This is a genomic window from Caldimicrobium sp. SLHALR3, from assembly GCF_058692735.1.
In genome coordinates this window covers 832,870-845,019 of sequence record NZ_CP182484.1, presented here as the reverse complement: position 1 = coordinate 845,019, position 12,150 = coordinate 832,870, and the positions used below count along the sequence as shown (strand labels likewise).

Genomic DNA, 12,150 nt, shown 5'->3' with positions numbered 1-12,150 from the left:
TAACTACAAATTTTTGCTACTTTTAAAACTTTTAACAGTAAAAACCCGATTCTATCTTGACTAATCTTTTTATCTCTGTAAATTGAAAAAAAATGAAAAACTCTAAAAAGCTATTAATAGTTGAATCGCCAAGTAAGATAAAAACTCTTAAAAAACTATTAAACTCTTCAAAGGAAAACTTTATCTTAAAAGCAACACTTGGGCACATAAAAGACCTTCCTCCCAAAAATCTTGGTATTGATTTCTCTACTTTTGAACCAACTTTTTTATATTTACCAAGTAAAAGAAAGATTCTTAAAGAGCTTAAAAAATTAGTTTTAAAGGTTGAAGAAATTTATCTTGCAACAGATCCAGATAGAGAGGGTGAAGCCATAAGTTACCATCTTTACGAATACTTAAGCCAGGTCAAATCCTCACTTAAGTTTTTCCGTCTTCCCTTACAGGAAATTACAGAACTTGGTTTAAAAGAGGGCTTTAAAAATTTAAGAGAAATTGATAAAAATCTTTACCTTTCTTGGAAAGCAAGAAGGGTTTCAGATAGACTTATTGGATACCTCATTTCTCCCTTTCTTTCCAGAAGTTTTAAAAAGCCCCTTTCTGCAGGTAGAGTGCAAAGCCCTGCCTTAAGACTAATTGTAGAAAGAGAAAAAGAAATAGAGACCTTTATCCCTCAAAAAAGTTATTCCCTCATTGTGCTGGCAGAAGACAAAAACGGGAAACTTTACGAACTTGAGCTTATCTCAAAAAAAGAACTTTTAAAAAAAGAAAACAAGGAAACTCTTTTAGAATATTTTAAAAAGTATTTTGAAGGAAAAACTTTAAGGCTTTTCAGTATAAAAGACAAAATTCTTAAAAAGTATCCTCCTTACCCTTTAAAAACAAGCACTCTTATTGAGGTTTCTGGAAATTATCTTTCTCTTTCTCCCAAAGAAACCATGAAAATTGCTCAAAAACTATACGAAGAGGGATACATAACCTACATGAGAACAGATTCTATAAGGGTAAGCCCTCTTGCAAAAAAGGAAGCAAGGGCTTACATAGAAAAGTTTTTTGGTAAAGAATATGTGGGAAAAGAAAGAAAGATAAAAACTTTAGCCTTTGTTCAAGATGCTCACGAGTGCATAAGACCAACTCAAATTGAAAGAAAAAAAATTTTTTTGAGCAAAAAAGAAGAAGCTCTTTATGGTTTAATAAAACAATTTTTCCTTGCCAGCCAGATGAGTGAAGCAAAGTATCTTGAAAGAACTTACGAATTTAGAAGTGATACTCTCCCAGCTAATTTAAAACTTCAAATGAAAAGAAAAAAACTTCTCTTTGATGGTTTTTTAGCTCTTTTAAAGACCGAAGAAGAAAAACTTTCGGAACTTCCTGATTTAGAAGAGGGAGATGTATTGAAAGTAAAAGGATGTAAGATCAAGGAACACGTTACTAAACCACCCGAAAGATATACTCCCCAAAGTCTTATTAAAAAATTGGAATCTCTTGGAATTGGCAGACCTTCAACTTATGCTACTATTCTTGATATTCTTTGGAAAAGAGGTTATGTGGAAAAAGAGGGAAAGTATCTTAAACCTACGGAACTTGGAAGAAAAGTTTGTGAGTTTTTAGAAAAAAGAACTCCCCTCTTTATGGATTATAACTTTACTGCAAACCTTGAAAATGCACTTGATGAAATTGCTAATAATAAAAAAGATTACTACTCCACAGTAAAAGAAGTTTTTAAAGTTCTTGAAGAGTATTTAAAATAATATTATAATAGCTCTGATGTTTAGCTTTAGATTGTGCTTACTATTTATTTTGATGTTTATTTTTTACGGATGTGCAACTTTACCTAAGGAATTCCAAGGTTTAAGCTTTGACAGAAATGCGACAATTTCTCAAGTATTGGCTTCACCCGAAAAGTATAAAGATGTTAATGTTCTCTGGGGAGGAAAAATCGTAAGTTGTGTAAATAAGGAAATGATAACCCTTTTAGAGGTTGTTTACTTTCCTTTAGATTCTGAAGGGAGACCAAAAGTTGATACAAAGTCTGAAGGAAGATTTCAGGTAGAAACTCCTGATTTTTTAGATTGTGCTATATATTCTCCTGGAAGATTAATAACTGTTTCAGGAATTTTTAAAGGATTGAAAGAAGGAAAAATCGGGGAAAGACCTTATAAATTCCCGCTAATTGAGGGAAAGGTTTTCCACTTATGGAAGGAGGAGTTAAAAGTTGAGTTAGAACCTTATCCTTGTTATTGGTGCCCCTGGTGGCATCCTTACTGGTATCCTTGGTGGTATTGTCCTTGGTGGTGTTTTTAAATTAAAAAGATGTCTTTAAAAGACAAGCTTGAAAAACTTGAAGAGGCAAGAAAGATTTTAAAACTTCCTAAAAAAACTACGAGAAAAGAAATTATTGAACAGTATAGAAAGCTTGCGAAGGAATGTCATCCTGACCACGGAGGAAGTGAAGAAATGATTAAAAAGCTTAATTTTGCTTATGAACTTTTAATGGAGTATTGCGATAATTACATAATTGATTTAGAGTCTATAGAAAACACTAAATTGAGCCCTGATGAGTGGTGGTTTGAAAGATTTGGAGAAGATCCCATTTGGGGAAAAAAGGAGTAGCTTATGTTAATAGTGCAAAAGTATGGTGGAACTTCTGTTGCCAATTTAGAAAGAATTAGAGCTGTTGCAGAAAGAATTATAGAATACAAAAAACAGGGACACGATCTTGTGGTAGTTGTTTCTGCCATGGCAGGTGAAACAGACAGACTCATAAATCTTGCAAAGCAAATAACCCCAAATCCACCTTTAAGGGAGCTTGATCTTCTCGTATCAACAGGGGAGAATGTAAGTTCGGCTTTGCTTGCTATTACGCTTCACAGCCTTGGTTATCCTGCTATTGCATATTTAGGATATCAGATTCCAATAATTACTACCGATTTATTTACTAAAGCAAAAATAAAGGAAATAAAGGTTGATAAAATAAGAGAAGCTCTTTCTGAAGGAAAAATAGTAGTTGTTGCAGGTTTTCAAGGAGTTACAGAAAAAGGGGATATTACTACTCTTGGAAGAGGTGGCTCTGACACCACCGCTGTTGCACTTGCTGCAGCTTTAAAGGCTGATCTTTGCGAAATTTATACTGATGTAGAAGGGGTTTATACTGCTGATCCAAGAATTGTAAGCAATGCAAGAAAGCTTAAAAAGATTTCCTATGAGGAAATGCTTGAGATGGCAAGCAGTGGTGCCAAGGTTTTAGAAATGCGCTCAGTTGAACTTGCTATGATTTACAAAGTTCCTCTTGTTGTAAGATCAAGCTTTACCAATTCAGAGGGGACTTTAATAACTGAGGAGGATGAAGAGATGGAAAAAGTTCTTGTTTCTGGAATTACCTATAATAGAAATGAAGCTCGTATAAGTATTTACGGGGTTCCAGATAGACCAGGGGTAGCAGCACAAATCTTTGGTCCTGTAGGAGAAAGAGGAATCGTTGTGGATATGATCATTCAAACCGCCCGTCCTGATGGAAAAGCAGATATTACCTTTACCGTGCCAAGAGGAGATTACAAAGAAACCTTAAAAATTATAGAAGAAGTAGGAAAAAAACTTTCTGCAGAAAGAATAGAAGGAGATGATAAAATAGCTAAGGTTTCTATAGTTGGTGCAGGAATGAGGGCTCATCCAGGAGTAGCTACTAAAATGTTTGAAACCCTTGCAAAACATGGTATAAATATTATGATGATTTCTACTTCTGAAATAAAAATTTCCTGTGTAATAGATGAAAAATATACAGAATTAGCAGTAAGAGCTTTACACGAAGCTTTTAAACTTGGAGAAGAAAATGTTATAAAAGAAGAAAAACTTTAAGATTTGAGTTAGAGGCTATGAAAAAGGTTCAAATTTATGATACTACTTTAAGAGATGGGGCTCAGGCAGAAGAGATTAGTTTTTCTTTAGAAGATAAGATAAGAATTGCTTTAAAATTGGATGAATTTAAGATTGATTATATAGAAGGAGGTTGGCCTGGCTCAAATCCTAAGGACTTACAATTTTTTAAAGAAATTAAGAATTATAACCTTAAACATGCTCAAATTGTTGCCTTTGGAAGTACCCATCATCCTAAAAAAACTCCAGAAACAGATGAGAACTTAAAGCAACTTCTCCTTGCTAAAACTCAAGTTGTAACTATTTTTGGTAAGTCCTGGACTGTCCATGTAAAGGAAGCATTAAAAACTGATTTAGAAACCAATTTAGAAATTATTTCAAATTCTATAAAATTTCTTAAAGCCCATGTTAAAAAAGTTTTTTACGATGCCGAACATTTTTTTGATGGATTTAAGGAAGACCCAGACTATGCTGTAGAAACCATTAAAAGGGCAAGAGATGCAGGAGCAGATTGCATTGTGCTCTGTGATACCAATGGAGGAACTCTTCCTTTTGAACTTGTAGAAATAATTAAGGAAGTTAAGAAAAGAATGGGCAAAAAGTTTCCTTTTGGAATTCATGCCCACAATGATTCAGAATGCGCAGTAGCAAATAGTTTAGAAGCTGTTAAGCTGGGAGCTATCCAGGTACAGGGAACGATAAACGGAATTGGGGAGCGCTGCGGAAACGCAAATCTTTGTTCAATCATTCCAAATCTTGTTTTAAAAATGGGATATAACTGCAGTTGTGCAGACAACTTACACAAACTGACTGAGGTTTCAAGGTATGTTTTTGAAATAGCCAATCTTCCTCATCCACCTCGTCTTCCTTATGTAGGTCGTTCAGCCTTTGCACACAAGGGAGGAGTTCATGTCTCTGCAGTTTTAAAATCACCAAGAACTTACGAGCATGTAGATCCTCTTGCTGTTGGAAATACGAGAAGGGTTCTCGTATCAGAACTTTCAGGAAAAAGTAACATCATTTATAAAGCTAAGGAATTTGGCATAGATCTTAAAATGGACAGTCCTCTTTTAAATAAAATAGTTGAGGAGATCAAAAATTTGGAGGCTGAAGGATACGAATTTGAAGCTGCAGAAGCCTCTTTGGAGCTTCTCATTTATAAATTAATGGGGGAACCAAAACAGTATTTTGAGCTTTTAAGCTATAAAGTATTTGATTTAAAAGTAGATCAGCATTTTCCAAAAGCTGAAGCAACGGTTCTTGTTAGAGTCCCACCTGGAGTTGGAGAAGTTGAACATACTGCTGCTCTTGGAAACGGACCCGTTAATGCCCTTGACAATGCTTTAAGAAAAGCTCTTGAAAGGTTTTATCCTCAAATAAAGGAAATGGAATTAGAAGATTATAAAGTAAGGGTTCTTCCTGGTCTTCCAGGAACAGCATCTAAAGTGAGAGTGCTTATTATCTCTAAAAGTAAAGATAAAAAATGGGGAACTGTAGGAGTATCTACAGACATTCTTGAAGCAAGTTGCCAAGCTCTTATAGATTCTTACACTTACAAACTCTTTCTTGATAAACGGGGAATTTAAACATTTATGTCTATTAGAATTTCCTTTGTAGGAAAGGGTGGAACAGGAAAAACCACTTTAGCTTCGCTCTTAATTGACTTTTTAATCCAAAACAATAAAATTCCTATTCTTGCTGTAGATGCAGATCCCAATTTCAACTTAAATGAGCTTTTGGGAGTGGAAATAAATCTAACATTAAGTGAGCTAAGAGAAAAATTGCTTAAAGAGGAAGTTCCAAATTTCATGTCAAGATACGAATATGTAGAACTGATGTTAAATCAAATCCTTGTAGAAGATCGTTTTTTTGATCTTTTGGTTATGGGCTATCCAGAAAAATCAGGCTGCTATTGCCCTGTTCACAGTTTTCTTTCAAATGCTTTGGAAAATCTTATAAGGGCTTATTCTTACATAGTTATAGATAATGAAGCAGGAATGGAACATCTTTCAAGACTAAATCTTACTGAAATGGAACACCTCATAATTGTTTCGGATGCAAGTATAAGAGGAATTTTAACTGCTGGAAGAATTGCAGAGCTCGTTAAAGCCTTAAATATAAAGGCAGAAAATATTTGGTTGGTAGTAAATTTGTGTCCCGAAAACAAAGAAAATGAACTAAAGAAACATATAGAAGATATAATAAAAAGAGAAAACATAAAATTTCTTGGATTCCTTCCCCAGGATCAAACTCTTTTAGAATACGAACTTAAAAAGGTTCCAGTTTTTAAATGGGAAAATCTTTTAAAAACTAAGGCTTTTGAACTTTTTGAAAAAATTAATCTTTAAGATATGGAGAAATCAAAAACTTTAAAAATCTATAATTCTTTAACGAAAAAATTAGAAGAGTTTGTTCCCTTAAATCCACCTAAGGTAACCATGTATGTGTGCGGAATCACTGCCTATGATTCTTCTCATCTTGGACATGCAAGATCTGCAGTAATCTTTGATGTACTTTACAGATTTCTTAAATTTTTAGGATACGAAGTAATTTATGTTAGAAATATAACTGATATTGACGATAAAATCATAAATCGTGCAAACAAGGAGGGAATTTTTTGGAAGGATTTAACGGAAAAATACATAAAAGAATACGAAGAAGTAACCAGGGCTTTAGGGCTTTTAAAACCAACTTACGAACCGAAAGCCTCAGAGCACATTCCTGAAATAATAGCTCTTATAAAAAAACTCATTGAAAAAGGATTGGCCTATCAAAGCAATGGAGATGTTTATTTTGAAGTAGCTAAATTTCCTTCTTATGGAAAGCTTTCTGGAAGAAAGATTGAGGAATTAATTGCAGGAGTAAGAATTGAAGTTTCTGAGAAGAAAAAAAATCCTTTAGATTTTGCTCTCTGGAAAGCCTATAAACCAGGGGAACCTTTCTGGGAAAGTCCCTGGGGTAAGGGGCGTCCTGGCTGGCATATAGAATGTTCTGCCATGGCTCTAAAGTATCTGGGAGAAACCATAGACATTCATGGAGGAGGACTTGATTTAATCTTCCCTCATCACGAAAATGAAATTGCCCAAAGTGAAGGTGCAAACGGAAAACCCTTTGCAAGATATTTCATTCATCACGGACTTATTACTGTTAACGGGGAAAAAATGTCTAAAAGTTTAGGAAACTATGTAACCATGAAATACCTCTTAGAAAGATTTCATCCGGAAGTAATTAAAGCTTTTCTTCTTTCAACGCATTATAGAAGTCCTTTAGATTATTCTGAGCAGAATGTGAAAAACATGGAAAAAGCAATTTATCGTTTTTATGAAACTTTATACTGGATAAAAAAAGCTCAGCCAATAAAAGAAGGACTCCTTTCTGAAAAGGCAAGAAAACTTGAAAGAGCCTTAAACGAATTTGAAGAAAAATTTATTTCAGCCCTTCTTGAAGACTTTAATACTGCTTTAGCCCTTGGGCATCTTTTTAGCCTTGAAAACGAAATTTACAATTTTATAACCAAAAATCCCTATTTAACTACCGAAGAAGTTCTTTTATTGGAAAAGATAGAAAAAAAAATAAAAGAACTTTCTGGAAAAATACTGGGAATTGGAAAAACTGAGCCAATTGAATTCTGGAAAAAAGAAAGACTCAGAAAACTTCAATCTATCGGTAAAAACCTTGAAGAAGTGGAAACGATGATAAGAGAAAGAGAAAGGGCAAGAAAGGAAAAAAATTTTATTTTAGCTGACAAAATAAGAGACGAATTGAAAAATTCTGGTATAATTTTAAAGGACACAAAAATGGAAACTTTCTGGTATGTGGAGTAAATTTTATGATATGGTTTGATTACTTTGCTCTTGGTTTTTTAACTTATTTTGTAATACGAGGTTTTTTATCAGGTTTTGTAAGGGTAATTTTTTCTTTTTTAGGAATGATAATTGCGTTTCTTTATTCAGGCTGGCTTTCTTTAAAAATAAGTCCTTTTGTAGGAACTTTGGTTACTTCTAATCCTAAAGTACTTCCTGTCTTAAGTTTTATTATTTCCTTTTTGCTAATTTACTTTAGCTTTGTAATAACAGGTTTTATAATTTTAAGTATTCTCGGCAAATTTCATTTAACAGTGGCAGATTACATTTTGGGAGCCCTTCTTGGTTTTATAAAAGGTGCTTTATTTATAACGATTTTTTATATAGCCCTTGTTTTACCTTATCCTCCTTCTCAACAAACTTTAAACAAAGCTTTAGTTTATCCTGTTATTAAATGCAATCTAAAGTTTTCCTCTAAAATCATGCCACAAAGCTGGAAAATCTTTCTTAAAAACAGAGGGATAGAGATAGAGTAGTCCTTAAAGAATCCCCTTAGTTGAAAGAACATTTTCTTTAGTAGGTTCAATAGCTTTTCTAAAGGCATAAGCTAATGCCTTAAATATGCTTTCTGCTATGTGATGAGCATTTTTCCCATAAAAATTCCTCACATGTAAAGTAAATTTTCCGTTCATACAAAGGGCTTTTAAAAATTCCTCAATAAGTTCGGTGTCAAAATTCCCTATTTTTTCAACAGGAAATTTAACATCGTAATAAAAATATGGTCTCTTTGCAAGATCTATTACAACTTGACTTAAAGCCTCTTCCATAGGAATGGTTGCTTCACCATAGCGGGAAATCTCTTTTCTTTCTCCTAAAGCTTCATCTATTGCCTCTCCAAGAACAATCCCAATATCCTCAACAGTATGATGTAAATCCACCTCTAAATCTCCTTTTGCTTCTATTTGAAGTTTTATTCTTGAGTGATAAGAAAAAAGTTCAAGCATGTGGTTTAAAAATCCAATTCCTGTATTTATAATGCTTTTTTCTAATTTTTCTCCGTTTAAATCAAGCTTTATTTTTATTTCAGTTTCAAAAGTCTTCCTTTCTTTTTCAACAATTTCCATTTTAACCCCCAATGTCATTTATCAGATTTAAAAAGTATATAAATTTTTTTTCAAAAATAAAGGCTTGTTTTATTAAAATTCAGCCATATTTTTTATATTCTGATGGATTACATAGTAAACGGATTTATTATTTTTCTTGCCAGAATCTGTGATGTAAGTCTTGGAACAATAAGGATCGTTCTTTTAACAAGAGGTCTTAAACTCCAGGCAAGTATTATAGCTTTTTTTGAAGTACTGATCTGGATTATTGTGGTTTCTCAAATTATAAAGCATCTTGATCACCCTTTTTACTATATAGCCTTTGCCTCTGGTTTTGCCTTTGGTAATTATGTAGGATTGACTCTTGAAAACAAATTGGCTATAGGAAATGTGCTTGTGAGAGTAATAACCAGAAAAGATCCTGAAAAATTGCTAAGTATTTTGAGAGAAAATGGGTTTATAATCACTTCAGTTAACGCTGAAGGAAGAGAAGGTCCTATAATGATTTTATTTTCAGTTATAAAAAGGAAACAGATCTCAAAATTTTTAAATCTGATACAAACACACTGTCCTCAAGCTTTTTACACAATTGAAGACATAAGAGAAGTTAAAAGATACAGCGGAGAAACATATCCTCATAAAACTGGTTTTTTTGATAACTTCAAAAAATTTTTCTTTATAAAGAAAAAGTAAGTTAAAGCTCTACCTTGAACCTGGGGTAACTATCTATAATTTTTACCTCTGGATATTCTATCTTTTTTAAAAATAGCCCCTGAGGTGGAGCTGGGGGTGGAGCAACCTTTCTATCTCTTGCCTCTAAAATCCTCTGAAAATCTTCAACTGTAAGATTTCCTTTGCCAACCTCAACAAGAGCCCCGACTATGTTTCTTACCATGTAACGCATAAAGCCTCTTCCTGTTATTTCAAACGCTATCATGTGTTTTTTGCCAGGAACTTTCTTAAATTTTGCCTCATAAATTGTTCTTACTGTAGTTTTTATATCTGTTCCTGATTTTCTAAAACTTGCAAAATCCTTTTCTCCTATAATTAACGGCAAACAGGCTTTCATAGCAGATAAATCTAATTTTTCAGGAACCCACCAGGAATAAAGCCTTACTAAAGGATTTCTTATTGGGTAGTTGTAAATGTAATAAACATAGGTTTTTTTAAGTGAATCTCTCTGGGCATGAAATTTAAGATCTACTTCTTCAATCTTCCAGATCACTATGTCTTGAGGAAGCATTGCATTTACTGCTCTAAAAATGACCTCAAGAGGTCTATCTGAAGTGGTTAAAAAGTGTGCCACCTGATAAAAGGCATGCACTCCAGTGTCTGTTCTTCCAGCAGATTTAAGTTTAACCTTGTGCCCTAAAATTTTGGAAAGTGCATCCTGAATTAATCCCTGAATAGTCGGTCCTTTAGGTTGAATCTGCCACCCTAAATAATTTGTGCCATCATAAGCTATAAATATTCGGATATTGCGAAGATTAACTTCAGACATATTCTAAACATTTCAAATATTAAAAAATTTTTTTATTTCTTCTATAAAAACTTCAAAATCTTTTAATCGTTCTTTGTATACTTGATATACAATTTTATCATCTATTTTGTCGTAAATATGAATAAGTAAATTTCTAAATTTTGCCATCTGTTTGTAAATTTCTAAATTTTCCTCCTTAATTATCTTATTTTCAGCAAGTATTTCAAAACAGTCCGCATAACTTGTAGGTTCTCTCAAATTTAATCTGCTTACAATATGCTTACATATACTTATAACTTGCTCTATAGCCAGTTCTATATTTCTTTCTATAAATCTTTTTAAAATAACATTTTTACAATATTCTTCATAAGTATTTACATTTACATCCCTTAATTCTTTTAAATAAGTTTCAATCTTATTTAATTTGTTTTTTATTAGAACCTTATCTATCACTTTTCTATCAGTCTATAGTTATCACTTATATACAAATATTCTTCATAATCTGTCATGGTTTTTTCTCTAAACTTTGCATAAGTATCAAAATCTTTAATAACCAAAATCTTTCTCTCTTTCATTATTCTATGTCTTAAAAGAGGTGATGACGTATTTAAAACAATTAAATGGACTTCTCTTTTAATAAGGTCAGAAAGTTTTGTTGCCAACTTAAGATATTCTAAAGGCTCTAATTCTTTTGTTACATAAATAGCCACATCTATGTCACTATCTTTTCTCAATCTTCCTTCTGCAGCAGAACCAAAAACAAGAGCAAACGAAATGTTGGGATCTTTTTCCAAAAATTCCTTCAGCTTTTCAAAAATCTCATCAGGAGAATTACTCATAAATACTATTTTACACAAAGAGGGGGGTTTTTGGAAGTCCTGTATCTTCAGAAAATCCAAACATTAGATTAAAGTTTTGAATAGCCTGTCCACTTGCACCTTTTATAAGATTATCAATCACAGAAACTATAATACCAAATCCTCTTTTTTTATCTTCAAAAACTCCTATTTTACAAAGATTTGTTCCTTTAACCTCTGCAATTCTTGGAATCACTCCCAAAGGAACCACTTCCACAAAGGGGCTATCTCTGTAATACTCCCTTAAAGTTTTGTAGATTTCTTCCTTTTTAACTTTAAATCTTACATAAATAGTTGAAAAAATGCCTCTGTTTATAGGTAAAAGATGAGGAGTAAAGATAGCTTTAATTTGAGTATCAGAAAATAAGCTAAGTTTTTCTTCTATCTCTGGATTATGCCTATGTTCTGCAATTTTGTAGGCTTTAAAATCTTCATTCACTTCACAAAAACTGTAATAATTTTCCGCCTTTCTTCCGGCTCCAGAAGTTCCACTTTTGGAGTCAATAATTATTGGTTCTTTTTCTATTAGTTTGTTTTTTACTAAAGGGATAAGTGGTAGTAAAACAGAAGTTGGATAACATCCTGGATTGGCAATGAGCTCTGCGTTTTTAATTTCTTCTTTAAAAATTTCTGTTAATCCATAGACTGCCTTTTGACAAAGTTTTGGATGAGAATGTTTTATATTGTAAGTAACTTCATAGGTTTCTACATTTTTAAACCTAAAATCTGCTGAAAAATCTATAACTTTTATTCCTTTTTGTAAAAAGGAATATGCCATTTCTTGGGCTTTACCTGAAGGAACACACAAAAAGACAACTTCTACTTTTTCAGCTATTTTTTCAACTACAGGTTCTTCAAAAATAAGATCCGCATACTTACCACTCCAGGAAAAAACCTCTCTAAGACTTTTACCTGCTTTTTCTCTTGAAGTAATGACTGATATCTCAAGGTGAGGATGGGTCTCAGAAAGTCTTATAAGTTCTAAACCTGTATAACCAGTAGCTCCAATAACAGCTGCTTTGATCACAGAAAAATTT

The 12,150-nt window shown here is 32.8% G+C and carries 14 protein-coding genes; 9 read left to right on the top strand and 5 right to left on the bottom strand.

Annotated elements, in window-relative coordinates; translation table 11 throughout:
* Positions 1 to 92 precede the first annotated feature (92 nt).
* Genes topA through ACLGLP_RS04435 form a run of 8 tightly spaced genes read left to right on the top strand, consistent with a single transcriptional unit; the run spans position 93 to position 8,209 of the window.
* Positions 93 to 1,748: a type I DNA topoisomerase gene (gene topA, locus ACLGLP_RS04470; RefSeq protein ID WP_492112090.1), complete on the top strand. Its 1,656-nt coding sequence runs from the start codon at positions 93 to 95 to the stop codon at positions 1,746 to 1,748.
* Positions 1,749 to 1,764: 16 nt separating this feature from the next.
* Positions 1,765 to 2,301 carry a Slp family lipoprotein gene (locus tag ACLGLP_RS04465; RefSeq protein WP_492112089.1) on the top strand — a complete coding sequence of 179 codons (537 nt, stop codon included), beginning with the start codon at positions 1,765 to 1,767 and terminating at the stop codon, positions 2,299 to 2,301.
* Between the two features lie 9 nt (positions 2,302 to 2,310).
* Positions 2,311 to 2,610, top strand: coding sequence for a J domain-containing protein (locus ACLGLP_RS04460; protein ID WP_492112088.1), 300 nt, complete (start codon positions 2,311 to 2,313; stop codon positions 2,608 to 2,610).
* Between the two features lie 3 nt (positions 2,611 to 2,613).
* Positions 2,614 to 3,852 carry an aspartate kinase gene (locus ACLGLP_RS04455; protein ID WP_492112087.1) on the top strand — a complete coding sequence of 413 codons (1,239 nt, stop codon included), beginning with the start codon at positions 2,614 to 2,616 and terminating at the stop codon, positions 3,850 to 3,852.
* 17 nt (positions 3,853 to 3,869) lie between these two features.
* A complete protein-coding gene (gene cimA / locus ACLGLP_RS04450; protein WP_492112086.1) occupies positions 3,870 to 5,456 on the top strand; it encodes a citramalate synthase in 1,587 nt (528 codons plus the stop codon).
* 6 nt (positions 5,457 to 5,462) lie between these two features.
* Positions 5,463 to 6,218 carry an ATP-binding protein gene (locus ACLGLP_RS04445; RefSeq protein WP_492112085.1) on the top strand — a complete coding sequence of 252 codons (756 nt, stop codon included), beginning with the start codon at positions 5,463 to 5,465 and terminating at the stop codon, positions 6,216 to 6,218.
* A gap of 3 nt (positions 6,219 to 6,221) precedes the next feature.
* A complete protein-coding gene (gene cysS, locus ACLGLP_RS04440; RefSeq protein WP_492112084.1) occupies positions 6,222 to 7,694 on the top strand; it encodes a cysteine--tRNA ligase in 1,473 nt (490 codons plus the stop codon).
* Between the two features lie 5 nt (positions 7,695 to 7,699).
* Entirely contained in the window at positions 7,700 to 8,209 is a 510-nt protein-coding gene (locus tag ACLGLP_RS04435) for a CvpA family protein (RefSeq protein WP_492112083.1), read from the top strand.
* A 3-nt stretch (positions 8,210 to 8,212) separates the two neighbouring features.
* Here ACLGLP_RS04435 and hisB read toward each other — a convergent pair whose 3' ends face one another.
* Positions 8,213 to 8,797 carry an imidazoleglycerol-phosphate dehydratase HisB gene (gene hisB, locus ACLGLP_RS04430; RefSeq protein ID WP_492112082.1) on the bottom strand — a complete coding sequence of 195 codons (585 nt, stop codon included), beginning with the start codon at positions 8,795 to 8,797 and terminating at the stop codon, positions 8,213 to 8,215.
* Positions 8,798 to 8,899: 102 nt separating this feature from the next.
* Here hisB and ACLGLP_RS04425 point away from each other — a divergent pair, with 102 nt between their 5' ends.
* Positions 8,900 to 9,469 (top strand): DUF2179 domain-containing protein, encoded by a 570-nt coding sequence (locus ACLGLP_RS04425; RefSeq protein ID WP_492112081.1) that lies wholly within the window; start codon positions 8,900 to 8,902, stop codon positions 9,467 to 9,469.
* 1 nt (position 9,470) lies between these two features.
* On the opposite strand, the gene truA is transcribed toward ACLGLP_RS04425, so the two are convergent.
* Genes truA through argC form a run of 4 tightly spaced genes read right to left on the bottom strand, consistent with a single transcriptional unit; the run spans position 9,471 to position 12,140 of the window.
* The gene (gene truA / locus ACLGLP_RS04420; protein ID WP_492112080.1) at positions 9,471 to 10,277 is read right to left on the bottom strand and encodes a tRNA pseudouridine(38-40) synthase TruA; all 807 of its coding nucleotides are present in this window, start codon (positions 10,275 to 10,277) and stop codon (positions 9,471 to 9,473) included.
* 12 nt (positions 10,278 to 10,289) lie between these two features.
* A complete protein-coding gene (gene hepT / locus ACLGLP_RS04415) occupies positions 10,290 to 10,709 on the bottom strand; it encodes a type VII toxin-antitoxin system HepT family RNase toxin (RefSeq protein ID WP_492112079.1) in 420 nt (139 codons plus the stop codon).
* On the bottom strand, positions 10,706 to 11,095 hold the full coding sequence (gene mntA / locus ACLGLP_RS04410) for a type VII toxin-antitoxin system MntA family adenylyltransferase antitoxin (protein ID WP_492112078.1): 390 nt from the start codon (positions 11,093 to 11,095) through the stop codon (positions 10,706 to 10,708). Before mntA ends, hepT begins: the two co-directional genes overlap by 4 nt.
* Positions 11,096 to 11,105: 10 nt before the next feature.
* On the bottom strand, positions 11,106 to 12,140 hold the full coding sequence (gene argC, locus ACLGLP_RS04405) for an N-acetyl-gamma-glutamyl-phosphate reductase (RefSeq protein ID WP_492112077.1): 1,035 nt from the start codon (positions 12,138 to 12,140) through the stop codon (positions 11,106 to 11,108).
* Between the last annotated feature and the right edge of the window lie 10 nt (positions 12,141 to 12,150).